The organism is Pseudoalteromonas sp. T1lg48 (assembly GCF_002964785.1).
GTDB lineage: Bacteria > Pseudomonadota > Gammaproteobacteria > Enterobacterales > Alteromonadaceae > Pseudoalteromonas.
Genome location: NZ_PQCC01000003.1, coordinates 106,415 through 131,003, shown reverse-complemented (window position 1 = coordinate 131,003; position 24,589 = coordinate 106,415). Strand labels below are relative to the sequence as shown.

The window sequence follows — 24,589 nt, the reverse complement described above, 5'->3', positions numbered from 1 at the left end:
ACATGCCTATGGATATCAACTTGGGTGACGGCTTTGCCTATAACAATATCGACGAAGTTGTGCATGACGGCTTAGTGGTTTGTATGGACTACACAGGCCCTGAAATCTCTAAATTCAGTGTAAGCTTTGATGCCTATGTTTCTGAAAAAGCGGCTAACCAGGTACACACCTTGTACTTGAATAATGGCCTTGAAGGTTCAGACACAGAGCGTTTGAGTGTAGAGCTTGATGTGATGGGTAATATTACCTTGGTTGACCTAAAAGACCTTTCTGTTGCTGAGAATGAGTCTATTAGCTTCGATGTTATCTACGCAGACAAAAACGGTGTGAGTAATGAAATCGTGGTAACCGGTGACAACGTGGCCGCCGAAGTGAGTGGCCATGAGTCTGGTTCAACCGTGACCTTAACGCCGGATGCAAACTTCCACGGTGAAACGCACATTACCGTGATGGTTAAGGACAGTGTTAACGGTACCGATATGGCCTCGCAAACCTTTATGCTGATGGTTGAATCTGATGGCGAAGAGCTAGGTTGTACAGACCCCGAAGCAACTAACTTTGATGTGTTAGCTAATACTGATGACGGTAGCTGTACATATCCAGAGCCAGTTGAAGTGTTAGGTTGTACTGACCCAGCCGCAACTAACTACGATGCATCGGCTAACACTGATGATGATAGTTGCACCTATCCAGTACAAGTAACACCCGAAGACACAGTGAAAGCAAAATCATCAGGCGGTTCAATGGCTTGGATGTTACTACTATTCATGCCGCTAGCGCTTCTTCGCAGAGCTCGTAACGGTTAACTTTCATAGACCCTAGTAAGTAAAGCCAATTGGAAACAATTGGCTTTTTTCTTACGCAAAAACATTTTTTAATTATTAATAGAGTTTCTAAATTGTTACAAAAGTGTACACTATTTGCGTTGACTGAGACCCCCCCTCAAGCGATCCTTCTACCTCGATTTAAGCAGTGTTATTCATTAACGAGAGTTGGTAGCAAGGTGTATAAGGCAGGGCTGTTGCTGGTTATTGCGCTATTGAGTAGCGCTGTGAGTGCGAGTGAAGAGACAATCTACACCGCGCAATCAGGATGGCAGTTTGGGCTGAGCGCCGGTTATGGTCAAATCGATAATCCTGTTTACAAATCTGATGATATTCCCCTTTATTTGATCCCCAAGGTCGAAGTGTTTTATGGCGACTTTGCCTTTAGCAATTTTGAACTTTCTTGGACCCCTTTGAGTAATGACAACCACCAGCTGTCCTTCGTCACTAAAATGAATCGTGATGGTTTGTATTTTATCGACAATCTAGCGGTGAGTTCGGCTGTTGCTTCGTTGACATCCAGTGTGATGCCAGGGGCGCCGCGCCCGCCCAGTGCCCAGCAAGAGTCACAACAACAACCTAAAGTGTCGAAAAGAGTTGGGAATATCACCAAAATACCCGATCGGGAGTTGTCTTTTTTGGCCGGGGCCCAGTACCTGTTTGATTGGCAGCAATGGCGTCTTAGTGCCAGCTACTTTACAGAAGTTACCAACTATCATCATGGTCAAGAAGGTGCGCTGGTGCTTTCCCGTTATCAGCGGTGGGACAAGCATTTACTCGTTGCTGCGGCGGAGATCCAATACCAAAGTAATGAGGTAACCAAATACTATTATGGTAGTCACCGCCAGGAAATTGCCGCTGGATTTTCACTGTATCAGCCACAGCATGCTTTCAATAAAGGCCTACAGCTAACCTACCAATATCAAATAGACGAAGATTGGCGGTTTATTTCCGATCTCAAGTGGCAGGTGCTCGACAGTGAAATCGCCGACAGTCCGCTAGTATCGAAGCAGCATTTGCTTTCGTACTACGCCGGGGTGGCGTGGAGTTTCTAATGAGTCAACGTGTGGCTATGCAGTTTATCATCCCCTTACTCCTGTTGCTGATACACAGCGGCAACGCCAGCGCGCTTGAAAAAAACTACATTAAGGCCAAGCCAGAAACCTGTGTGACCACCCAGCCCAGTTGCCAGATAAACCTTTTATTAAGTTGGCAAGGAGAGCCCACCACGACCTATTGCTTACAGGTTGAAGCCCGTGAGCCAGAACTAATTTGTGACGTCCCCAATCGTGCACAGCACTATAAATTGTCATTGGAATCTGCTTCCGATGTGATGATTTATCTAGTGCGTAAGCAAGATAAACAGCGAGTTGCGCAGGTGATGATCGACGTTCGACGCCACTTTCTAAATCAAAAGCGTCGCAAGGTAGCTTGGAGTATTTTTTAATGAGTGAACAACAAAAATCTATTCTTTATGTCGAAGACGACCTGAAATTGGCCGAGCTGATCTCTACCTTTCTAATTTCTAATGGTTTTGCCGTGACCCATATCAGTTCACCGCATATTGCTGCATTTGAGATGATGAAGCGGCGTTATGATCTGGTGTTACTCGATATCGGTTTGCCGGAGAACGACGGCTTTAAAGTTTTTGAAGAGCTGCAGCGCCAGTATTCGGTGCCGGTTATATTTCTCACCGCGCGACAAAGTCATGTGGATCACATCCATGCCCTGGAACTTGGCGCCGAGGACTACCTTACAAAGCCCATTTCTCCCTCTATTTTGCTGGCGCGTATTAATCACTGCTTGCGTCGCAATGAACTAAAATACTGTGCCAAGAACGCCGCCCAGTCGCAAACCCTGACCATAGGCAACCTGGTGATCAATCGTTATCAGCGTCAGGCGAGCTTAAATGGCGACCGCCTGGAGCTCACCACGGGTGAGTTCGATTTGTTGGAAAAACTCGCCTTTAACGTTGGTCAGGTGGTGAGCCGCGAGCATTTATTCGAGGCCGCTATCGGCCGTAAGTACGACGGTCAGAACCGCACCATAGATGGTCGTGTCAGCCGTTTACGCAAAAAGCTGGGCGATGCCGATGAGCATCCAAGTCGCATTATCACCGTATGGGGTAAGGGTTATATCCTTTCACCGGATGCGTGGAAGTGAGCTAAGTGCTCAAGGTTTATGGTTACCTTTTTTCAACCCTGGTACTGTGCTTAGGTATAAGTGCCTGGCTGATTAACAGCCATCTCGGCGACACCGCCATTGCCAGTGACGCCGAGCTTGCCCTGGCTCGGGGCATGCTGCAAACGCCTAATCCACAGACCAGCCACCTGCTCACCGCAATAGCCCTGAGCGATATTCACTTTGACCCCCATATAGACGAGCAATTGCGCAGTGGTGCCGTTGTGCCTATGCTGGATCAAGATAGTCAGTTACTTTTTTACTACCTCGATGGTAGCCAACAACGGATCTTGATGCTCGGCCCCTTGCCACGGCCGCAACGCGATTCTCAACAGATGCTGATCGGCATGCTGTTTTACACCAGTGTTGCAATAGCCGTGCTGCTGGTGTGTTGGCCACTGTTTCGCGATCTCAACCAGTTACGCCAAGCCAGTAAAAAAATTTCTGTAGGTAACTTTAGCGCCGAGGCCCGACTGGGGCGTTTAAGTGCGATTAAACGCATCGGCGATGCCTTCGATGAGATGGCCGAAGAATTGAAAAATCAAAGCGATTATCAGCGCCAGTTGATCAATGCCGTATCCCACGACTTTTTCACGCCCATCAGCCGAGCTAAGTTTGCCCTAGAAATGGCTGCTCACCAGCCAAGCGATGCCGTCGACTGTAATAGCGTGCTGCAAGATCTGACCGAACTGGAAATGTTGGTGGAGGAGTTTCTAACCTATGCCGAGCTTAATCAGTGCAAGCCGGTGATCCGCCCGGTCGCCCATAATGCCCGGGAGTTGTTAGAGCAGGGCTGCGATAAATTTCGCATCTATAGCGATTTGAGCATACACATAGACTGTCACTGCGAGGTGATAGAGGTGGATAGGCGCAGTTTCCTGCGTATTCTCACCAATTTAATGAGCAACGCCGTACGCTTTGCCCACACCCAGATTCATATCAGTCTGCGTGCTCATCCCCATGGTATTGAGCTCACCGTGGCCGATGATGGCCCCGGCTTTAATGAGCTGCTCAGTCCCAGACTACTCCAGGCCTTTGTTAAAAATCACCAAGTTGCCCAGCGCGAGCACACCGGCGTGGGCCTAGGCCTATCCATCGTCAGCAAGTTGTGTCTGTGGAATGACGCCGATATTCAACTGGAGCAAAGCGCGACCTTAAAGGGTGCCTGCGTGCGGATCGTGTTTTAGTTGATAAACCGGTATTGTCCTGTAACTATAGGCCGGAACAATAAAAAAGGGACAGATGGACAGCAGCATGACAAGCCAGCGAATTGTAGTCATTGAGGATGAACCGGCCATAGCCGATACCCTGGTACATGTGATTGAACAAGCCGGATTAGCCGCTTCCTGGTGTGCCACCGCCGCCCAGGGATTAACCGCTATTCAAGATGAGCCTGCGGCCCTGGTGCTGCTCGATGTAGGTCTCCCCGATGGCAATGGCTTCGAGCTTTGCAAACAGATACGCACCTTCTCCACTGTGCCTATTATCTTTTTAACCGCCCGTAGCGATGAAATCGACAGGGTGGTGGGTCTTGAGATCGGTGCCGATGACTATGTGACCAAGCCCTTTAGCCCCAGGGAAGTACTGGCCCGCATTAAGCTGCGCATGACCAAGGTTGAAGCCCCAGAGTCTGCGGCACAGGTCTGCACCGGGCTCCATGCCCGCCAATATGATTTTTATGTCGGCGCTCAGGCACTGCAGTTAACGGCGCTGGAATATAAGCTGTTACATAAGCTCCATAGCCAGCCGCACCGGGTTTTTAGCCGCGAACAACTGATGAGTGCCGCGGAAATGGCTAATGCCTCTCACTACGCCCGCAATATCGATTCCCATATCAAGGCCATACGCCAAAAGCTGAAGTGTCATGATCTGGCAGAGGTGATCCACACCAAGCGCGGTTTCGGGTATTTCTATGAGCCCAAGTAGCCATCCTTCCTGGGTTGATAAGCTGTTTCAATGGCCCCGTATTCCCCTTGGCTTACGGTTGTTTTTGCTGTACGTGGTCGTGGTGGTGTTAACCACCTATGTGGTCAGCTCAACGGTGATGCGCGAGATTAAGCCCACGGTGCGACAGGTGAGCGAAGAAACCCTGGTGGATATGGCCAACCTGCTGGCAACCTTGGCGGCGCCACACCTGCAACAGGGCACCTTAGCGCGCAGTGAATTTGCCGAGCTGTTGACTCACTTCGGTAAACGCGACCCGAATGCGGCGATTTGGGGCGTGGACAAAAGCAGTATTAACCACCGGATCTATATTACCGATGCCGACGGTATCGTCCTGGTTGATTCATGGCAACGGGATGTGGGATCAGATTTTTCTCGCTGGAATGATGTGTACCTGACCCTGCGCGGCCAGTATGGTGCCCGCTCCAGTGCTCAATTGAGCGACGACCCGGATTCAACCGTAATGCATGTGGCGGCACCCATTCGGGTGGCTGGCGAGATCATTGGCAGTGTCACCGTGGCCAAGGCCAATCGTTCGGTACAACCCTTTATTGATAAGGCCAAATATCGAGTGCTTACCTGGCTGGTGGTAATGAGTGTGGTGGCCTTGTTACTCGGGGCGCTGATCGCCTGGCGCATCAACACGGCGCTGGACAAACTGGCAGACTACGCCGCCAAAATGGGCCGCGGCGAAAAGGCCAAGCAGCCGGTGTTTCGCATCTTTTATGAATATGGGCAACTGAGCGATGCCCTGGCAGCCATGCGCGCTAAGCTGGATGGTAAAAACTATGTGGAGCAATATGTGCAAACCCTGACTCATGAGCTGAAAAGTCCACTGAGTGCCATTAAAGGAGCGAGCGAGTTGTTGCAAACGCCCCTGACGGAGCAAAAACAGCGGCTCTTTGCCAATAATATTGAAAAAGAAAGCGCCCGCATGCAGCATCTTATCGACAATCTTTTGGCCCTGACGCGACTTGAAAAGCAGCCACAATTGCAAAATAAAGAAGTGATTGTTCTCGCCCCCTTGATCGCCCGGGTATGTGACTCCCTGTTGGCTCCCATTACCCAAAAAAAGGTGCAGATGCAGCTTCAATGTGACCCTGGGTACAGCCTGCTTGGCGATGCATTCTTGGTGCAACAGGCGCTCTACAATTTGTTGGAAAATGCCCTCGATTTTGTGATGGAAGGCGGCGAGGTGAATATTTCGGTACATCTTGAGTGTCATCGCACCCTGATACAGGTAGTTAACCAAGGCCCGGCCATACCGGACTACGCCCTCGGTAAGGTATGCGAACGTTTTTATTCGCTGCCGCGCGCCAATGGCCAAAAAAGCACCGGCTTGGGCTTAACCTTTGTTGAGCAGATTATGCAACTGCACCAGGGGGAGTTGTTGATAGCCAATGTGCCAGGTGGAGTGCGCGTCACCCTGGTATTTACAACTCCATAAAATCTCCACATTAACCGCACCTAAACTCCAATTTGGCTGAATAAGCTAAGGCTATTCATCACATGGAGTTTATTAAATGAGACAAAAACTAGGTAATAAATTACTCATTATCGCCGGCCTTATTCTGCTGATTTTGGTGCCCATCATGTTGATTAAGGGGCTGATCTTCGAGCGATCCGAGCGTCACCTGCAAGTACAGCAGGAAATTGCCCGCAGCAGCAGCGGCGAGCAGAGCATCATCGGACCATTTTTGTATTTGGAATATGTGGAAACCAAGCATAACGAGCAAGGGCAAAGCTATTCCGTGTTACACAAGCAGGTACTGTTGCCGAGCGAGCTAAAATGGCAGGCCCAGTTAAGCACGTTCGAGAAGTTTCGCGGCATCTATAAGGCCAATCTGTACCGCTCGAAAAACGATATTTCAGCCACCTTCAACACGCGCAAACTCAAAGACTATGCCGATAAAAATATTACCAAGTTCAATCTGGTGATGGTGGTTCAGGATATTCGCGGTATCGGCGTTGGCAGCGCGGTGAAAATGGCCGGTAAGCCATTGGCATTCCAGCCCGGTAGTCAGATAAAGCAACTGGCCGATGGCGTGCATGCGGCTTTGGACTTACAAGGCCTGTTGGCTCAGGACAGCGTAGCGGTGCAGATCAACCTCAATCTCCAAGGCATGAAGCGTTTCGCCATAGCTCCCGTGGGGGAAGAAACCCATGTTTCCATGAGCGCCGATTGGCCTCACCCAAGCTTTGTTGGTGACTACTTGCCAACTTCGTCAAGCATAGATAATGAACAGTTTACCGCCATTTGGCAAACTAACTTCTTCGCCACCAATATGCAGGAGTTGTTTGGTAACTGTGTGCGCAGCAATGGCGATTGCAGTAATTTGCGCGAGCGCAGTCTGGGTGTAAATCTGGTGGATGGCGTCGATCACTATCTGAAAAGCCACCGCGCTACCAATTATGCACTCTTGGTGTTGGTACTGGTGTTCTCAAGCTTCTTTTTACTGGAGATCCTTCGAAAAGACGCGATTCATCCGGTGCAATACGGCTTTGTTGGCCTCGCCATCGCGGTGTTTTATTTGTTGCTGGTATCGCTCAGCGAGCATTTTGGTTTTAATCTGGCTTATATGTTTTCGGCTTTGGCTTCTGGCTTTCTGTTAAGCATTTATGTGGCTGGCATGCTGCACAGCTCGCGCCAGGGGGTGGTATTCTTTGCTGGCATTGCGTTGCTTTACGGGGTCTTATTCAGCCTGTTGGCGGCGGAAGATTACGCCTTGTTAATGGGTGCAACCCTGGTATTTGCTGTACTGAGCTTGATCATGATGCTGACCCGCAAGTTTAACTGGTATGGCAATAATGAAAGTGAATGAAACAGGGCTTACCCCTGTGGAGTCTGAAAACAATAAGGCCGCTATTTAGCGGCCTTACTTCTAAGGGGTTAGCTGCGTGATAAAAACAGCGTCAGGGTTTCGCCAATACGCAGGGTATCTTTAGAAAGGTTGTTCCACTGCTTGAGCTTGGCCACGCTCACCTGATAACGGCGGGCTATTTTCCACAGGCTATCGCCACGAGCCACCTTGTATTCGATTTGCTCATCCGCGAGCACCGGCAAAATAAGTTTGTCGCCAATGCGGATGCGGTCCGATTTAAGGTTATTAAAGGTCTTCAGTTGCTGTACCGTGAGCGCATAACGTGCGGCAATCACGCTCAGGCTATCTCCCCGGGCTATGGTGTAATGCTGCCATTGGCTGTAATCACCGCTTTGTTGGTCGGCGATGAGTGTTTGCCATTGCTGTTTTTTCTCTACCGGGACAACAATATGTGGGGCATCTATGATGGCTGGAAAGCGGATCACTCCATGGTTGAGCTGCTCCAGCTTACCCCATTTGCTCTTATCGGCCAGCACCACGGCACCGGATAGCGGCAAGGTGGTAATGCTTGGCTGGTTATTGATTACCGGAAATTCCATCTTCTGGTGCTTAAGCAGTTGTACCGCCGCCAGCAGTTTTGGGACATAGTGGCGAGTTTGTTTAGGCAGCTTAAGGGCGAAAAAGTCGGTGCTTTTACCGGCCTTTTTATTGTTTTCAATGGCTTTTAATACACGGCCTTCACCGACGTTATAGGCGGCAATGGTGTGATACCAGTCGCCGTCAAAGCGTTTGTGCAGATATTCGATAAAGTCCAGTGCCGCCTGGGTGCTGTCGATCACATCCTGACGACCGTCATACCAGGGGCTTATTTTTACACCAAAATACTTGGCCAGAGATGGGGTGAGCTGCCACAGTCCCGAGGCATGCTTATGGGAGTAGGCACTGGCATCAAAGTCACTTTCTATCAGCGGCATCAGCGCCAACTCAATGGGCAAGTCGCGCTTTTCCACTTCGGTGACTATGTGGTACAGGTAGGGCTCGGCACGGCGACTGATCTCTTCCATGTAGTTAGGGTGTGCCAGATACCAATCAATACGTCGCTGCACCGCAGGGTGATTAGAGTCGGCAAAGCGCAGTTGCATGCGAATACGTTGCCATACATCATCAACCTGTTGTGGTGTGAGCTTGGTTTCAACCTTGGCCTGCTGGTCTTCCTGCGTGTCGCTGGTGTGGTTGGTATTGTTGGCCGCGCTGTCCTCGCCCGGCGCCATATCCTGCTGTTGCTCCTGGTCGGCAACCGGCGGCGTATTTTGACAGCCCGCCAACACCAGGAAAAAAGAAATAAATAAAATTCGATACATAAAAATTCAGTGTTATTTAGATAAAAAGTTACATGTGCGCTATTTGGGTGGTCATAGCGAAAGGGTGTGAGCTTAATCGGTTAGCCTGAACACAAAGTGAGCTAAATCTGAGCGCCAGCTTAAGTGACTGAGCCACACCTGAATATTAATTTTTTGCCTCAAGGTAGACCGTTGATTCGTATGGTGGTTCCTTCTGTGCTTGAGCATAGCACATAGGAAGGTGCAGAGCGTAAATTTACCCCCGGTCTAAGCACTAACCAAACATGCAGCGAAAACAGGCGCCATCGGGTAGCGGCTGGTAGATAAGGTCGCCGCCATGGCTGACCATGATTTGTTTGCTGAGCGCCAGGCCTATGCCTGAGCCCTGTTGTTTGGTGGTAAAAAATGGCACAAACATCATTTCCTGAGCCTGCTCGCTGATCCCACCACCACTATCGCTTACAGCAATATAGAGTTGGCCCTGGCCATTTTTATCTATCTCCAGGCGCAGCTCTTTGCGATTCTCGCGCTGGCTCATGGCTTCGATGGCGTTTTTAATCAGGTTGATCAGCACCTGCTCAATTTGCTGGGCGTCACACATTACCAAGGTGTCGGCGGTTGTCTGCAGCTCAAGGTGGATTTGCTGCTGTGCCAGGTCATGCTTTAACAGGGTACAGCACCGCTCTACCACGGTCGCTAACGATTGCACGCTGAGCTCTGGCTTTGGCAGATTACTGATGGAGCGGAAGCGGGCGATAAAGTCGCTTAGGCCCTGGGTGCGGCTTTTCAAGGTGGCCAGTGCCAGCTCAAGGTCTTCCTTGTCTTCCTGATCGGCAAAGCACAATTGTTCGGGCATTAAGCCGGTGCAGGTTTGTGCTAAAGACGACAGCGGGGTGATGGAATTAGCAATTTCATGGGTCAACACCCTGGTGAGGCGCTTATAGGCCTGCTGCTCTTTGTGCAACAGCTGCTCATGGATTGATTGCAGGGTTACGATTTTTAGCGCCTGACCCTGGATGGTGGCAATACTCAGTTGCACCGACAGGGTGTCCTGTTGTTCACCACGGTGCCACAGCGCCGTGGACTGGCAGTTGCTTTGGGCTTCATCAATAAAGTGCCCAATTTGCTCCAGATCGCGGGTGTGTTTAATGGCTTTGCCGAGTAACCTGGCTACCGCGGGGTTATGTTCTATGGTGTCACCTTTATGATCAAACACCAGCACCGCCATATCGATATGAATAAGCAGGGTCTGCATAAACTGGGCTTGCTGCTCGGCGGCTAAGCGCGCCTGCAGAATTTGCTCTTTAACCTCGTCATACTGCACCCGCATCGGATGCGACTGGGTCAGACCCAGGCTGCTGTCGCCATTGGCCAGGGCTTTGAGTGCCAGTTGTGCCTGGCGGCTTTGTCGCCTAAACAGCACGACTATTCCGTAGCAGCTTATCAAGGCGCCAATCATCAGACCTGTGGTCAGGGCGGACAGGTGCCAAAAGGTATAGGCATACTGAGCCCCAAGGATGCAGGCCAGCAGCATCACCAAGAGCAGGGCAAGTTTAGTCTGTGCTTGCATGTCGAGCTAGAGTCCGTATTTTTCAAGGCGGCGATACATGGCGCCACGGGTTAACCCCAAAGCCTTGGCGGCATGGCTGACGTTGCCCTGATAATGGGTGAGGGCGGCGCGAATGGCTTGGTGTTCCAGCTCTTCAAGATTGAAGGTGGAAAATGCCTGAGTGTCGCCGCCTTGCGGGCTTTGCGAGGCCGTATTGGTGCCGGAGGCGACCACAGAGCCTATGTCCAGCTCGGTGCCACTTGAGAGGATCACCGCCCGCTCTATGGCATGGGCCAGTTCGCGCACATTGCCCGGCCAAGGGTAGTCGCTTAGTGCCCGCATGCTTGAAGTCGAGACACCGAGTTCGCGTTTATATTTCTGACCAAAATGATTGAGGTAATAGTCCACCAGCAGGGGAATGTCTTCGCGACGTTCGCGCAGTGGTGGCAGGGCGATTTCCACCGTGTTGATACGATACAGGAGATCCTGACGAAAGCGACCTTCGCTGACGCTTTGTTGCAGGTTGTCATTGGTGGCGCTGATCAAACGAATATCCACATCTATGGTTTTACTGCCGCCAAGGGGGGTGATTTGTCGGTTTTGCAATGCCGCCAATAGCTTCACCTGTTGCTCAAGTGGCAGGTTGCCAAGCTCATCTAAAAACAGGCTGCCGCCGTTGGCGAGTTCAAAACGGCCGACACGATCTTCTTTGGCATCGGTAAAGGCGCCTTTTTTATGGCCGAACAGTTCACTTTCCAACAATGAGGCGCTCATGGCCCCCATGTCTACGCCGATAAAGGGGCCCTGATGGCGCAGGCTCTGCTGGTGAATGGCATGGGCGGTGAGCTCCTTGCCGGTACCGCTTTCGCCGGTGATCAGTATATTGGCGTCGGTTTGAGCGGCTTTCGCTATGGTGTCGAACACCCGTTGCATGGCCTGGCTTTGGCCTAAAAATGCAAACTTGTTGCTGTTGAGGGCATCGTTGAGCCCCTGGGTTTGGCGTTTAAGCTGCCCCACTTGGCGCTTATCTTTGCCGTGATTAAAGGCCGCAGTCACGCTGGCCAGCAGTTGCTCGTTTTGCCAGGGTTTAGCGATAAAGTCGGCGGCGCCGGCCTTAATGGCATCCACCGCCAGTTGAATATCGCTGTACGCGGTCATCAACAAAACCACTATGCTGGGGTCCTGCGCAACAATCTTCTTAAGCCAATAGAAACCTTCTCGCCCGCTAATGGAGTCCTGGGTGAAGTTCATATCCAGCAAGATGACATCAATGGGCTGATCCGCTTCCTGTTGAGCATTGATAATGCCCTCGATATCGAAGGGGTTATCCGTGGTTTTAACCACCTGATAGTGCTGTTTTAGCAGTAATCGTGCGGCGATTAGAATATCTGGGTTGTCATCGACGATGAGAATGGCACCGGCCTGTTTCATATTTGTAATTATTATTGTGTGTTTTCAGTAGCCTAATCCAAAATAGGGACAGTGTCCATTAATGGACGTTGAGTCACCCGGCGAGTGTTCTACCAGTGGACACATGTTCTTGAGCTTACTCTGTAAAATTAATATAACCATCTGTTTTAATTGATAAATAAATCTTGGCACGGGAATTGTTACATTCATGGGTAATTAGCATTTAGAACAATCGCAAGGCGTTGACATGGATAAGAAAATTGCCCGCTCAGCAACAGATAAATACCTTAAGAAATCACTTCTTGGGCTTGGCTGCCTGGTGGTGGCCGCAGCCGCCTATGCCCTGACCCAAAGCGATGCGCAGGGTCGCAGTCAAACGGTAAATGACCAAAACCTCAGTGTGAGCACGGTGCACCAGGGCGAGTTTGTCGATGCCCTAAGCCTGCGTGGCCAGGTGGTACCGAGAACCAGTATTTATCTCGACACCATAGCTGGGGGCCAGGTGGAAGAGCGGCTCGTCGAGCAGGGCGAGTATGTTAAAGAAGGTCAACCCCTGGTGCGCTTAAGCAATACCAACTTGCAGTTGGATGTAATGAGTCGCGAAGCCCAGGTCACCGAGCAGCTTAACTTTTTGCGCAATACCCAGATGGCCATGGAAACCAGTCGCTTGAATCTGCGCCGCGATCTATTGGAAATCGATCTGAAAATTACCCACCTAAGCCGGCGTTTAAAACAAACCGAGCCCCTGGTTAGTAAAGGCGTCTTGGCCAAGGAGCAATTGGCCGAAATTAAAGAAGATCTCGCCTATTACCAGGCGCGCAGGGAGCTGACACTGGAACGCCAGCAGCAGGAAAGCAGTATCCGCGAGGTGCAATTAGCCCAGCTTCAGGACAGTGCGAAAATGCTGGAGAAAAACCTGCAGTTTGCGCGTAAAAATCTGGAAAATTTACTGATCACCGCGCCCGTTGCCGGTTACCTCAGTGAGCTGGATGTGGAAATCGGTGAGTCCAAGGATCGTGGCGCGCGACTAGGGCAAATTGATATCCCCAACGAGTACAAGCTGGTGGTACGCCTCGATGAGTTTTATCTCAACCAGGTTCATTCCGGGATGGATGTGGTCATTGAACTGGAGCAGGGCAAGGTAAATGCGCAAGTCAGTAAAATAGATAGCAGAGTGCAGCAGTCACAGTTTCAAATCGAAGTCGAGTTACCTAAGGATATCAGCAACATCAAGCGCGGCCAAAGCCTGGACATAGAGCTGATGCTGGGTGATAGGCAGGCCAATGCCCTATTGCTTAAACGCGGCGCCTTCTTTACCAGCTCCGGTGGTAACTGGGTGTATGTGATGAGTGAGGACAACAGCCAGGCGCTGCGCCGTGAGATTCGCCTCGGCAGAAAAAACCAGGATTACTACGAAGTGCTCAGTGGCCTTGAGGCCGGTGATCGGGTGATCACCTCCAGCTACAGCAACTTTGATAAAGCACAACAATTACAGTTTTAAGGGAACAACAATGATTAAACTTACTAATTTATCTCGCGTATTTCGAACCCAAGACGTTGAAACAACAGCACTGAATGACATTAACCTAGCGGTGAACGAAGGCGAGTTTCTGGCCATCATGGGGCCATCCGGCTGCGGCAAATCGACACTGTTATCAATTTTGGGCATGTTGGACTCACCGAGTAGCGGCCGCTTTGAGTTTCTGGGCGAGGATATCGCCGGCTACAGTGAAAAGCAGTTAGCCGAGCTGAGAAAAGCATCCATCGGCTTTGTATTTCAAAGCTTTAACCTGATTGACGAGCTGACGGTATTTGAAAACGTTGAGCTGCCTTTACAGTATCAAAATATCTCAAAGAGTGAGCGCAAGCAGCGCGTCGAAGCGATCTTAAAGCGTGTGGCAATCGACCATAGAGCAGATCACTTACCGCAGCAGTTATCGGGTGGTCAGCAGCAGCGTGTTGCAGTAGCCAGAGCGCTCGTGATTAATCCTAAACTGATTTTGGCGGATGAGCCTACAGGTAACCTTGATTCAAAAAATGGTGATGAAGTAATGGCGATGCTGCGCGAGCTGAATCGCGAAGGTACTACGGTAATTGTGGTTACCCACTCAGAAAAAGAAGGCAATTATGCTGACCGTTTAGTGCGCTTGCTTGATGGCCAAGTGATGGTTGATAAAGCCAACAGAGTACAACAAACAGCAGAGGTGGCATAACATGATTTTAAGTTATTTGCTCACCGCGCTACGTGCGTTTAAAAACCAAAAGCAGCACTTTATTTTAAATGTTCTGGGTTTAAGTGTGGGCTTAGCTGCGGCAATTTTAGTTGCCTTATTTGCAAAAAATGAGCTCTCGTACGATAGCCAACAACCCCATGCTGAGCGTGTTTATCGCGTTGGCCAAGACTTCTCAAAACTTGGTTTAGCTGTGTTGCCTCTTTTTAATTATATGCAGTCAAAACAGGCAGAAGATTACAGCCAGGTTGAAGAAGTATTTGGATTAACTCTGGTAGAGCTGACCCGTGAAGCCATGGTTGATGTGAGTTACCGTAACCAAGGCTATAAGTTAAATGCCTTGTATGGTGCGACAGCAAATATTGAAAACTTCATTGCTATGGAAACGCTTGCGGGTGACTTAAAAACCGCAATGAGTACACCAGACAGCCTGGCCCTAAGTGAGACAGAAGCACTGCGCATTTTTGGCCGCACTGATGTGGTTGGTGAAACGCTGACGCACGAACAAGGACAATACACCGTTCGCGCAGTGTTTGCAGACTTAGCTGACAACACTCACTTTGCCTTTAAAAACCTTGTTTATGTTAAGCATGAGCCAAGCGAATTTAATGTGAACAGTAGTTATGTTTATATGCGTTTAGCTGCGGGTACCGATACAGACGCATTAGCTAAAACCTTAACAGAGCGCTTTTTTAGCGGTTCGATGCTTGAACAAGTTAGTTTAGAACTACATCCATTACTTGATTTACACTTAACGGCTAAATCTCCTTTTGAAATGAAAGCGGGCGGTGCTAAACAAGTGGTGATGATCTGTGTCGGTTTAAGCGTGTTACTTATTCTTATTGCAGGTTTTAACTTCATTAATATGACGGTAGCCCAGTCGACTAAACGTGCAAAAGAAGTCGGTGTGCGTAAAGCGCTAGGGGCAAGTAAAGGCCAATTAGTAACTCAGTTTCTATCTGAATCTGTTTTGGTTTCGATGCTTTCAATGGTGATTGCTTGTGCCTTGGTGGAGCTATTTTTACCAAGCTTTAACCAATTAGTAGACCGCGAATTAGCAGTCAATTATGCCTCTGAATTTGGTATTGCGATTATTGTAGTGGCGATTGCTGTGGGCATATTAGCTGGGCTTTATCCTGCATTCTTTATTTCGTCATTCAGTGCAAAACGAGTTTTAAGTGGTGACTTACAACGTGGTAATACAGCAATCAGGGTTCGTAAGAGCTTACTAACCCTACAGGCATCGTTGGCAATAGGTTTGATTATTGCGTCTGTTACCTTGTTAAAGCAGTTAACTTACTTGCAAAGCTTGCCTTTAGGCTATGAAACAACACAAAGACTGGTTATTTCAGAGCTACCTGTAGGGGAAGTATTCACGAAAGAAAAAAATGCTTTAGTTAACCGTATTAGTGCAATTCAAGGCGTACAGCAAACAACAGTGATTGATACCCGTTTAACGGTTTCAATCAATAATACACTTATGCCAACGTGGCCAAATGGTGAAGCATCTGGCAGCTTAACTCCTGTAGTAGGCGCAAGTTACGATGTTGTAAAAACGCTAGGTTTAAAACTGGTTGCAGGGCGTGATTTTAGCCGCGAGTTTGCCGGTGATTGGGCAAGCCGTGAAAATGGGGTAACAAGTACAGGTACGATTGTGACTGAATCTGTCGCAAGACAAGCGGGTTACACTAACATGAGTGACATTATCGGTAAGGTAATTAAAGACTCAGGTAGCGGCGTAGATATGCGTGTTGTGGGTGTGGTTGAAGATGTAAAAGTAGGTAATGCTAAAGATGCCAACTCTAATATCATGTTTTTGTGTGGCTTTAACTTCTTAACACCTGTATCTGAATTAATTTTAACGATTGATCAGCAAAACTTGCCTTACATTAAAACGCAGCTCGCTGAGGTATTAGCAAGTACAGCCAATATCTATGAGCCTAAAATTAACTTACTCGCAGACAACTACAAAACCTTGTTAAAAGGTGATGAGCGTATTTCAAATGTAGTTTTAATCTTTACCGCTCTTGCTGTGTTCTTAACTTGCTTAGGTACCTTTGGTTTGGCTTCGTTTGCAACAGTGCGTCGTCAGAAGGAAGTGGCTGTTCGAAAAGTTCTAGGCGCATCACGCATCAGTATTGTTAATATCATTGCTAAAGAGTTCTTAGTGCTGGTGGCAGTGAGTGTTGCTCTTGCATACCCAGTGACTTACTTGCTAGTAGGTGATTGGCTAGCAAACTTTAATGACCGCATTGAACAAGCTGTGTGGGTGTATTTAGTAGCTGCCGCCGCTGTGGCAGCGATTACCTGGGTTACCGTTGCAAGTTTAGCCTTTAAAACGGCGAGCACGCGGCCATCACTTACCCTGAGGTATGAATAACAAATAATAAGGCGCACATTGGTTGCGCCTTTTTTAATCTTTTTATTCCTCTGCTACGTTTAAAGTAGGTGAGCACATATTAGGAGCAACACCATGCAAGCCAATCAACTGAAAGCGGCTCTCGCAGACAGCCACTATCGCGCCATTATTCTCAGTTATGCCGACGCCAATCATTATTTAGCCGGGGTGATAGATACTCTGGGTAATTACCATATGTTGGGCGACCGACATGACGTCACTAAACCCTTTAACTCTCTGCGTGAAGCCGAAAGAGCCCTGGCGGATCTAGGTGCCACCCAGGCGCTGTTAAAGATGCACTCGGCCTATGAAGAGCTTGGGCCAAATGACGGCTTGGAAGAGCATATTGCCGATCTGGAGCTGCGCAACCTCAGTTAGCAGTGGTGTGGTGCTAGTCGCTTACACCCTTGCACCCACCTGTCGTGGTTGCTAATCGCGGACGCCACCTTGTGGCGTCAATGTTTTCGCTTTGGTAACAATTTAGCAATTGAGCTTTGCTTAAAGTTTCGACTATAATGCGCATCTTTCGAATCGAAACTTATTTATTGCTTAATGACAAAACGTAACACTCAACAGCGCCGCCACACCATACTTAACCAGGTTAATGAACAGGGTGAAGTATCGGTTGAAGCCTTGGCGGAGCAGTTACACACCTCAGAAGTTACGATTCGAAAGGACTTGGCCTCATTAGAGCAAAGCGGCCTGTTATTACGCCGTTATGGCGGTGCCATTGCCCTACCTAAAGAAATTGTCGCTGGCAGCGAGTCACAAGACTCGGCCCGTAAGCGTGCCATCGCTAAGGCGGCGGCGCAGCTGATTAAAGATCACCACCGCATTATTATCGATAGCGGTCGCACCACGGCGGCGATGATCCCCGAGCTGGCGACCAAGCGTGGTTTAGTGGTGATGACCAACGCCATTAATGTGGCAAACCGGCTACTGGCGTTGGAAAACGAGCCAACCCTGCTGATGACGGGTGGCACCTGGGACCCGCATTCCGAGTCCTTTCAGGGCCAGGTCGCCGAGCAAGTACTGCGCTCTTACGATTTCGACACCCTGTTTATTGGCGCCGATGGTATCGATGTTTCCCGTGGAACCACCACCTTTAACGAGCTGATCGGCTTAAGCCAGGTGATGGCTGAAGCCGCACGCGACGTGGTGGTGCTGGTGGAGTCGGAAAAAATCGGTCGCCGTATCCCGAATTTAGAACTGCCTTGGCAACAGGTCAGCACGCTTATCACCGACAGCAACCTGGCGCCCGAGTTGCGCCGGGAAATAAGCGCCCATGGCGTGCAGGTGATCTGTGCCGAGGTAAACGAATAAGCCCGACCGACAACATCGGGCAAAAAGACAACACATACGTGCAAATGGAGAATTTATGTGTGGAATAGTTGGTGCCGTTGCAGAGCGCCCAGTAAACAAGATTTTAGTTGAAGGCCTAAAGCGCCTTGAATACCGTGGCTATGACTCGGCCGGAGTGGCCTTATTGCAGGGTAATACCCTAAACAGCGTTAAAGCCGTGGGCAAGGTTGCCATGCTTGAGAGCGCCTTAAACGATGCCGGTGTATCCGGCACTACCGGTATCGCTCATACCCGTTGGGCCACACACGGCGGTGTAACTGAAGCCAATGCGCACCCGCATTTATCCAACAATGAACTGGCCCTGGTACACAACGGCATCATTGAAAACCATAGCAGTCTGCGCGAAGCGTTGAAGGGCGATGGCTACACCTTCCTATCGGAAACCGATACCGAGGTGATGGTGCACCTGATCCACCAGCTACGTCAGCAACACGATACCCTGTTGAGCGCGGTGCAGGCGGCGGTTAAGCAGCTTGAAGGCGCCTACGGTACCGTGGTATTCGACAAGGCCAACGACAATGAAATCATCGTTGCCCGCTCAGGTAGCCCGCTGGTAATAGGTCTGGGTCTGGGCGAGAACTTTATCGCCTCCGATCAGCTGGCACTGTTGCCTGTAACTCGTAGCTTTATCTTCCTGGAAGAAGGTGATGTGGCACGTATTACCCGTGACAGCGTCGAGATTTTCGACCTGAACGGCGAGCCGGTGGAGCGTGAGGTGGTGGAATCAAACATCACTCAGGACGCCTCGGGCAAGGGCGAATATCGTCACTATATGCTCAAAGAAATTTACGAGCAGCCGATGGCGGTGCGCAACACCCTGGAAGGCCGTTTACAAGATGACCGCGTAGCCCTTGATGCCTTTGGCGACAGCGCCACACAGATCTTTAAAGACGTGCAGCACGTGCAGATCATTGCCTGTGGTACCTCTTACCACTCGGGCATGGTGGCCCGTTATTGGCTTGAGCAGTTTGCCGGCGTCAGCTGTAATGTCGAGATTGCTTCCGAGTTCCGTTATCGTGAGTCGTTTGTGCACCCGAACAGCCTGCTGGTAACCATTTCCCAATCCGGTGAAACCGCCGATACCCTGGCAGCCTTGCGCCTAGCCAAAGAGCAGGGCTACATGGGCTCTATGACTATCTGTAACGTACCTGGCTCGTCATTGGTGCGTGAATCTGACTTGGCCTTTATGACCAAAGCCGGCGCCGAGATCGGCGTGGCGTCAACCAAGGCCTTCACCACACAACTTGTTGGCTTATTGATGCTAACCGCGTCGATTGCTCAGGAAAAAGGCCTAAACCAGGCGGAAATTGTTAACGCCATTAAGACTCTGCCAAACAAGTTGGAAGAAGCACTCTTGCTTGCCGACGACATCGAAGCCCTGGCGGAAGAATTCGCCGACAAGCATCACTCGCTGTTCCTTGGTCGTGGCTCTCAGTACCCCATCGCCATGGAAGGGGCGCTGAAACTCAAAGAGATCTCTTACATTCACGCCGAAGCCTATGCGGCGGGTGAGTTGAAGCACGGTCCACTGGCGTTAATCGATGCGGATATGCCGATCATCGTTGTGGCGCCAAACAACGAGTTGTTGGAGAAGCTGAAATCGAACGTGGAAGAAGTGCGCGCTCGTGGCGGCATCATCTATGTGTTCGCGGATAAGGACTCACACTTTGAGTCGGACGACACCATGCGCGTGATCAACGTCAATCATGTTGAAAACGTGATTGCCCCTGTGGTCTACACCATCCCATTACAGCTACTGTCTTACTACGTAGCCGTCATTAAGGGCACGGACGTCGACCAGCCTCGTAACCTAGCCAAGTCGGTTACCGTGGAGTAATCACAGGTTGAGAGGAAATAAAAATGTGGGATAGTAATAAAGTATCATACTAAGTATTAAAGTATCATACTGAGAAATAAAGTTGCATACTGAAACCGCCGATTCTATGCTCGATTAATGAGCAAAGTCCGGCGGTTTTTTTCATGGCGTCACACAATAAGAGATCTACTGAAGCCTTGTTTGCAAGGTGGATAAAAGAAGGTCGAGGCAGCGGCCAGCATGCTGACTACAAACCCTGGCTGACGGTTAGGGATCTGCCTTCCCTGGGGCGGGTCCATCGCGTCTTCGGCCACAAATCCAGGCGTACTCACCACCTGTTATCCGATCTCGAACTTTCCGTCTTTCTGCTTCTGGAATGGCACAGCGAAATTACCCAGGTCCGCGAGCAGTTTCCCCTTGAAAGAGATGTTACCCGTCAGCTGGCCATTGAGGCCGGAATAAAGCACCCGTGTATAGCGGGAGTCGATCAGTATATGTCGTCGGACTTTCTGGTGGACTCGGCCGACGAAAAAGAGTCCAGGTTTGTGCTGCAGGCGAAATACCGAGAGGCGCTTAACGATGTTCGAACGGTGGAAAAGCTGGAACTGGAGCGCCGATATTGGAAGGGGAAGGCCTTGCCCTGGTATCTGGTCACGGAAGCAGATGTGCCAGCCGTGGTGACTCAAACCATCAAGTGGCTCTATCAGGCACAGCGGGAGGAAGAAGAGGATGAAGAGCTGACGTTGCAGCAGATCGAGTTCTACGCCCATCACTTCGAAAGGAACCCGAACAAGACAGTACTCGCTATCTGTAAGGAACTGGATGCAGCCTACAGCTTGCCACTTGGCGAATCGCTTTACGAGGTGAGGCGGTTGTTGGCCAAGCGCTATTTCACCTTCGATATCTTTATTCCTACCACCAAGCTTAAAGCGAAGGACTTGAAAGCCGGAGATCTGGGATTTATCCGGGAGGTGTATCTTGTTTCGAATCAATGAGGTGCTACAGATCGGTGAACGCCGTTACCGTGTGCTTCAACTGCTCGGCGAGCATCTGGTCTGGATTGACATAGACGATGATTCGGCCTTTCCCGAGATCACGTCGGTCGGTGAGCTGGTAGAAGCCATAGAGCTGGAGAATCTGCAGCGTACGGAAGACCCTTACAAGGAGCTTGCCTTTGAATCCCCGCAGGAGGGCAGTATTGCCAGAACCAAACGGGATAGTAACTATGCTCTGATCAAGCCTTTGCTTGAGCTGCCCGATTTTTTTGAGCCGAAAAGCCGGGGCAAAGTGATCAACAGCATTCTTGCCGAAAAAGGCTCTACCAAGCAAACGCTGTACCGGCTAGCCCGGCGATACTGGCAGCGGGGACAGATGCCGAATGCTCTGTTGCCTGACTACAAGCACTCGGGGGGCAAGGGTAAGCGACGGATTGCCAAAGACAAGAAACTGGGGCGTCCTCGCAGAGACATGCCGGGGGTCGGAGCCAAAGTTGATGAGTTTACTGAACGCTTGTTCCGTATGGCCATAGACAGATACCTGCTGAAGGATAAGGGACACTCTTTTCCCTATGCTTATCGCCGCTTTCAGACCTTGTATCGCAACTATTTTCCGGATGTTCCGGAAGAAGAGTTGCCCAGCAATTGGCAGATGATGCACTTCTACAAACGCGAATATTGCCAGACGGAAACGCTTAGCAAGCGCGTGTCGAACATTGAGTACAACAAGGACATCAGGCCTTTGCACGGTACGGCGAATACCCAGGTGCTTGGGCCTGGATCCCGCTACGAAATCGACGCCACCATTGCCGATATTTATGTGGTTTCTGATAGCGAACGGGGAAACATCGTTGGACGGCCCGTGGTCTATATGGTGATTGACGTATTCAGCCGTATGGTGGCCGGCTTCTACATCGGATTCGAGGCCCCTTCCTATGTAGCTGCCATGCAAGCCCTGTATATGGCAGTGACTGATAAAACGAGCCATTGCAGGAATCTGGAGTTCGATATTACTCTGGAGGACTGGCCGTGTGTGGGACTTCCGGATGCCATCCTAGCAGACAGAGGTGAACTGCTGGGGCATCAGATAGAAAGCCTGGAAAGCAATTTTACGGTCAGAATAGAAAATACGCCGCCTTACCGGGGCGACGCCAAAGGTATAGTGGAGCGAAATTTCAAGGCGATACAGGCGTCTTTCGGTCCTTTCGTTCCCGGTTTTGTATCCGGCACCAAGGTAAAAAAGCGAGGCGGAAAGGATTACCGGCTGGATGCCAAGCTGACAGTAAGGGAGTTCGCTCAGATTATCTTGTCGTCCGTGCTCTGCCACAACCAATACGCCGTCTTGGAGGAGTACGACCGGGACGCTGACATGCCTGCGGATTTGCCCTCCACCCCTATTCACCTGTGGAACTGGGGCTTGCAGCACAGAACCGGACGTTTGCATCAGGTTGATCCGGATGCCCTGCGTGTGGCCCTGTTACCGCGACAAAGGGCTACCATCTCGGATAAAGGGGCCTGTATGTTCGGTATCTATTACACCTCATCGGAGCTGTTGCAGCAGGGCTGGTTGCACCGGGGCAGGGGTGTTAAACGGCCTGCGAGTATTGAAGCTGCCTACGATCCTATGGTGGCCGATCAAATCTATCTTTTCCCGGAAAAGGGCAGCATCAAGTACTGGACTTGCAACCTGGCTGATATATCCCGGGAGTTTCGGGGCGCTTCGTTCTGGGATGTCTGGCAGATCAGAGACGAACAGAAGAAAACGATGGCCAAGGCCAAAGTGCTTTCGGGGTCTAAAAAGCGACAGCACGAGGAATTTGTCATCGACAAAATCGCTCATGCTGAAAAGGCGGCACCTGATACATCCGGCATCTCCAATGCTCAGCGGATCAGGGACATTAACGAAAATAAACGCAAGGAAAAGGAGAGGGAGCGGGCCGAGAAGGCGTATCGCTCAGATACGGATAAAAACCAGCCTTCAGGAAAGGTTATTCATATTTCCGAATCCGAACCGGATCTGGATTATCCGGATTACATCGACGAATTGTTTGAGGACGACTGATGCCTTTGCCAGAAAACTTTGTTGATGCCGTTTACATCGACCCGGGTCTCGATCGTTATCGTGGTAATCCGTTAATCGAGGCCCTTCCGCCCATCATGGATCTGCAGGCTCTTAAGGTTAAGCTGACCGGCAAGCTCACATTCAACCCACAGGATTGCTATGAAAAAGGGCATCTTCGTGCCCACCAGATCAGTGCACTGCTTGACGATTTCTTCCAGCCTTTGTCGATCCATAAGCAGCTGGAAGAGAAAATATCGGTGATGATCCGCGGCGGTTATGTGGGCCGCAACATAGCTGACGGCTCGTTGAATAAGAGGATGCAGGAAGGCTACCAGCGCATCATGTCCGGTGCTACAAACGACTTTCGCTTCGCTCAATCGAATTCTACCGCCAAAAGTCTGTCGTTGATCGGTTGTTCCGGCAGCGGTAAGAGCTCGACCATCAACCGGATCCTGGCAACCTACCCGCAGGCCATTTACCACCAAGAATACAATTTTGTTCAACTGACCTATCTGAGAATCGAGTGTCCGTCTGACGGTTCGCTGAAGAGTCTGTGCCTGAACTTTTTCCGCGAGGTTGATCGTACACTCAGTACCGGCTACGAGGAGAAGTATGCTCGCAAACGCCACAGCACCGAAGTGCTCTTATCACTGATGGGGCAGGTGGCAACACAGCGGGCGCTGGGTGTTCTGGTCATCGACGAAATACAGCGACTGACGCTGAAGCGTTCGATCAGCAAGGAAGCCATGCTGGAGTTTTTTGTTGCTCTGGTAAATGTGATCGGTGTTCCCGTGATCATGGTCGGCACGCCCAAGGCCAGATCCATATTTGAAATGGAACTGCAGGCCGGCAGGCGCAGCGCCGGATTCGGCTCGTTGTTCTGGGAGCCGGTGCAGCGAGAACCAGGCAGGGTCGATCCCAGGACCGGCAAGCCAAGAAAAACCGAATGGCAGGCTTTTACCGACAAGCTCTGGCAATACCAGTGGCTGACTCATCGTGACGAGGTACTGAGCGAAGAAATTCGTGATTGCTGGTTCGATCTGTCACAGGGCGTGCTCGATATCGTGGTTAAGCTGTTTGTACTGGCACAGATGCGGGCCATATCGACCGGGTTGGAACGAATAACCGTTAAACTGCTGCGTACTGTGTATGAGCAGGAACTGAAGCCGGTGCACCCCATGCTGGATGCCCTGCGCAGGGGAGATCCTGAGCTTATCGTCAAATATTCTGACCTGCAGTTGCCGGCGATGGACAAACGCCTTCTTGAGCTGAGGAAGCGGATTGACGAACGGCAGGCCGAAAAGGAAATCGAGCCGGCCTTCAGCGGCAACGATAAGGCACTACGGTTGTATACCATGCTGCAGGCGATGGGCTGTGAATCGGTGCTGCTGCAACCCCTGATCGAAAATGCCTTCAAACAGCATCCAAATCTTTCCTTGCCGGAATTGAGCAAGATCATACTGGAGTGGTACTCCGAACCCCCCAAGCCCAAGAAGACCCAAATCGAGAAGATGAAACCTGCCAACTGGCACACGCTGCCTTCCGAAGATTTAAGGTTCAAATTCTCCCAGGCTGAAAAGGGGCGACTCTACGACGACTTGATGTACGGCAAAGAGCTGTTTGATGTGCCGAGTTGGTTGAAGAAAGTAGGGTGA

Annotated in this window: 20 protein-coding genes; 17 read left to right on the top strand and 3 right to left on the bottom strand. The window is 50.3% G+C overall.

Annotated elements, in window-relative coordinates; all coding sequences use genetic code 11:
• Positions 1-8: 8 nt before the first annotated feature.
• The 8 genes from C2M29_RS16555 to creD all read left to right on the top strand — a co-directional run bounded on the left by C2M29_RS16555 (position 9) and on the right by creD (position 7,771).
• Positions 9-806 carry an Ig-like domain-containing protein gene (locus C2M29_RS16555; protein ID WP_158684648.1) on the top strand — a complete coding sequence of 266 codons (798 nt, stop codon included), beginning with the start codon at positions 9-11 and terminating at the stop codon, positions 804-806.
• 245 nt (positions 807-1,051) lie between these two features.
• The gene (locus C2M29_RS05150) at positions 1,052-1,879 is read left to right on the top strand and encodes a MipA/OmpV family protein (protein ID WP_158684647.1); all 828 of its coding nucleotides are present in this window, start codon (positions 1,052-1,054) and stop codon (positions 1,877-1,879) included.
• The gene (locus C2M29_RS05145) at positions 1,879-2,271 is read left to right on the top strand and encodes a DUF3019 domain-containing protein (protein ID WP_105188730.1); all 393 of its coding nucleotides are present in this window, start codon (positions 1,879-1,881) and stop codon (positions 2,269-2,271) included. The genes C2M29_RS05150 and C2M29_RS05145 overlap by 1 nt, the downstream gene beginning before the upstream one ends.
• Positions 2,271-2,987, top strand: a complete 717-nt coding sequence (locus C2M29_RS05140) for a response regulator transcription factor (protein WP_105188729.1) — start codon at positions 2,271-2,273, stop codon at positions 2,985-2,987. The genes C2M29_RS05145 and C2M29_RS05140 overlap by 1 nt, the downstream gene beginning before the upstream one ends.
• Before the next feature lie 5 nt (positions 2,988-2,992).
• Complete coding sequence (locus tag C2M29_RS05135) at positions 2,993-4,192, top strand: ATP-binding protein (RefSeq protein WP_105188728.1); 1,200 nt, start codon at positions 2,993-2,995, stop codon at positions 4,190-4,192.
• Positions 4,193-4,259: 67 nt separating this feature from the next.
• Positions 4,260-4,931 carry a response regulator gene (locus C2M29_RS05130; RefSeq protein WP_105188788.1) on the top strand — a complete coding sequence of 224 codons (672 nt, stop codon included), beginning with the start codon at positions 4,260-4,262 and terminating at the stop codon, positions 4,929-4,931.
• Complete coding sequence (creC, locus tag C2M29_RS05125; protein WP_199774858.1) at positions 4,918-6,396, top strand: two-component system sensor histidine kinase CreC; 1,479 nt, start codon at positions 4,918-4,920, stop codon at positions 6,394-6,396. The genes C2M29_RS05130 and creC overlap by 14 nt, the downstream gene beginning before the upstream one ends.
• A 76-nt stretch (positions 6,397-6,472) precedes the next feature.
• Complete coding sequence (gene creD / locus C2M29_RS05120; protein WP_105188727.1) at positions 6,473-7,771, top strand: cell envelope integrity protein CreD; 1,299 nt, start codon at positions 6,473-6,475, stop codon at positions 7,769-7,771.
• Between the two features lie 68 nt (positions 7,772-7,839).
• On the opposite strand, the gene C2M29_RS05115 is transcribed toward creD, so the two are convergent.
• The 3 genes from C2M29_RS05115 to C2M29_RS05105 form a co-directional block, all read right to left on the bottom strand.
• Positions 7,840-9,132: a LysM peptidoglycan-binding domain-containing protein gene (locus C2M29_RS05115; protein WP_233998359.1), complete on the bottom strand. Its 1,293-nt coding sequence runs from the start codon at positions 9,130-9,132 to the stop codon at positions 7,840-7,842.
• Between the two features lie 253 nt (positions 9,133-9,385).
• Positions 9,386-10,681, bottom strand: coding sequence for a sensor histidine kinase (locus tag C2M29_RS05110; RefSeq protein WP_105188726.1), 1,296 nt, complete (start codon positions 10,679-10,681; stop codon positions 9,386-9,388).
• 6 nt (positions 10,682-10,687) lie between these two features.
• Positions 10,688-12,091, bottom strand: coding sequence for a sigma-54-dependent transcriptional regulator (locus tag C2M29_RS05105; protein ID WP_105188725.1), 1,404 nt, complete (start codon positions 12,089-12,091; stop codon positions 10,688-10,690).
• Positions 12,092-12,317: 226 nt separating this feature from the next.
• Between C2M29_RS05105 and C2M29_RS05100 the strand changes: the two genes are divergently transcribed.
• The 9 genes from C2M29_RS05100 to C2M29_RS05060 all read left to right on the top strand — a co-directional run bounded on the left by C2M29_RS05100 (position 12,318) and on the right by C2M29_RS05060 (position 24,589).
• A complete protein-coding gene (locus tag C2M29_RS05100; protein ID WP_105188724.1) occupies positions 12,318-13,571 on the top strand; it encodes an efflux RND transporter periplasmic adaptor subunit in 1,254 nt (417 codons plus the stop codon).
• Between the two features lie 10 nt (positions 13,572-13,581).
• Positions 13,582-14,283 (top strand): ABC transporter ATP-binding protein, encoded by a 702-nt coding sequence (locus C2M29_RS05095; protein ID WP_105188723.1) that lies wholly within the window; start codon positions 13,582-13,584, stop codon positions 14,281-14,283.
• Between the two features lies 1 nt (position 14,284).
• Positions 14,285-16,681, top strand: coding sequence for an ABC transporter permease (locus C2M29_RS05090; RefSeq protein WP_105188722.1), 2,397 nt, complete (start codon positions 14,285-14,287; stop codon positions 16,679-16,681).
• A 93-nt stretch (positions 16,682-16,774) separates the two neighbouring features.
• Entirely contained in the window at positions 16,775-17,077 is a 303-nt protein-coding gene (locus C2M29_RS05085; protein WP_105188721.1) for a DUF6482 family protein, read from the top strand.
• A gap of 174 nt (positions 17,078-17,251) precedes the next feature.
• On the top strand, positions 17,252-18,022 hold the full coding sequence (locus C2M29_RS05080) for a DeoR/GlpR family DNA-binding transcription regulator (RefSeq protein WP_105188720.1): 771 nt from the start codon (positions 17,252-17,254) through the stop codon (positions 18,020-18,022).
• A gap of 55 nt (positions 18,023-18,077) precedes the next feature.
• Positions 18,078-19,898, top strand: coding sequence for a glutamine--fructose-6-phosphate transaminase (isomerizing) (glmS, locus tag C2M29_RS05075; RefSeq protein ID WP_105188719.1), 1,821 nt, complete (start codon positions 18,078-18,080; stop codon positions 19,896-19,898).
• A gap of 143 nt (positions 19,899-20,041) precedes the next feature.
• Positions 20,042-20,872 carry a TnsA endonuclease C-terminal domain-containing protein gene (locus C2M29_RS05070; protein WP_105188718.1) on the top strand — a complete coding sequence of 277 codons (831 nt, stop codon included), beginning with the start codon at positions 20,042-20,044 and terminating at the stop codon, positions 20,870-20,872.
• Entirely contained in the window at positions 20,856-22,934 is a 2,079-nt protein-coding gene (locus C2M29_RS05065; RefSeq protein ID WP_105188717.1) for a DDE-type integrase/transposase/recombinase, read from the top strand. Before C2M29_RS05070 ends, C2M29_RS05065 begins: the two co-directional genes overlap by 17 nt.
• Positions 22,934-24,589, top strand: coding sequence for an AAA family ATPase (locus C2M29_RS05060; protein WP_105188716.1), 1,656 nt, complete (start codon positions 22,934-22,936; stop codon positions 24,587-24,589). Before C2M29_RS05065 ends, C2M29_RS05060 begins: the two co-directional genes overlap by 1 nt.

Coding starts and splice junctions, on each gene's coding strand:
- C2M29_RS16555 (WP_158684648.1), top strand. CDS start 9: ATGGATATCAACTTGGGTGACGGCTTTGCCTATAACAATATCGACGAA.
- C2M29_RS05145 (WP_105188730.1), top strand. CDS start 1,879: ATGAGTCAACGTGTGGCTATGCAGTTTATCATCCCCTTACTCCTGTTG.
- C2M29_RS05140 (WP_105188729.1), top strand. CDS start 2,271: ATGAGTGAACAACAAAAATCTATTCTTTATGTCGAAGACGACCTGAAA.
- C2M29_RS05130 (WP_105188788.1), top strand. CDS start 4,260: ATGACAAGCCAGCGAATTGTAGTCATTGAGGATGAACCGGCCATAGCC.
- creC (WP_199774858.1), top strand. CDS start 4,918: ATGAGCCCAAGTAGCCATCCTTCCTGGGTTGATAAGCTGTTTCAATGG.
- creD (WP_105188727.1), top strand. CDS start 6,473: ATGAGACAAAAACTAGGTAATAAATTACTCATTATCGCCGGCCTTATT.
- C2M29_RS05115 (WP_233998359.1), bottom strand. CDS start 9,132: ATGTATCGAATTTTATTTATTTCTTTTTTCCTGGTGTTGGCGGGCTGT.
- C2M29_RS05110 (WP_105188726.1), bottom strand. CDS start 10,681: ATGCAAGCACAGACTAAACTTGCCCTGCTCTTGGTGATGCTGCTGGCC.
- C2M29_RS05105 (WP_105188725.1), bottom strand. CDS start 12,091: ATGAAACAGGCCGGTGCCATTCTCATCGTCGATGACAACCCAGATATT.
- C2M29_RS05100 (WP_105188724.1), top strand. CDS start 12,318: ATGGATAAGAAAATTGCCCGCTCAGCAACAGATAAATACCTTAAGAAA.
- C2M29_RS05095 (WP_105188723.1), top strand. CDS start 13,582: ATGATTAAACTTACTAATTTATCTCGCGTATTTCGAACCCAAGACGTT.
- C2M29_RS05090 (WP_105188722.1), top strand. CDS start 14,285: ATGATTTTAAGTTATTTGCTCACCGCGCTACGTGCGTTTAAAAACCAA.
- C2M29_RS05085 (WP_105188721.1), top strand. CDS start 16,775: ATGCAAGCCAATCAACTGAAAGCGGCTCTCGCAGACAGCCACTATCGC.
- C2M29_RS05080 (WP_105188720.1), top strand. CDS start 17,252: ATGACAAAACGTAACACTCAACAGCGCCGCCACACCATACTTAACCAG.
- glmS (WP_105188719.1), top strand. CDS start 18,078: ATGTGTGGAATAGTTGGTGCCGTTGCAGAGCGCCCAGTAAACAAGATT.
- C2M29_RS05070 (WP_105188718.1), top strand. CDS start 20,042: ATGGCGTCACACAATAAGAGATCTACTGAAGCCTTGTTTGCAAGGTGG.
- C2M29_RS05060 (WP_105188716.1), top strand. CDS start 22,934: ATGCCTTTGCCAGAAAACTTTGTTGATGCCGTTTACATCGACCCGGGT.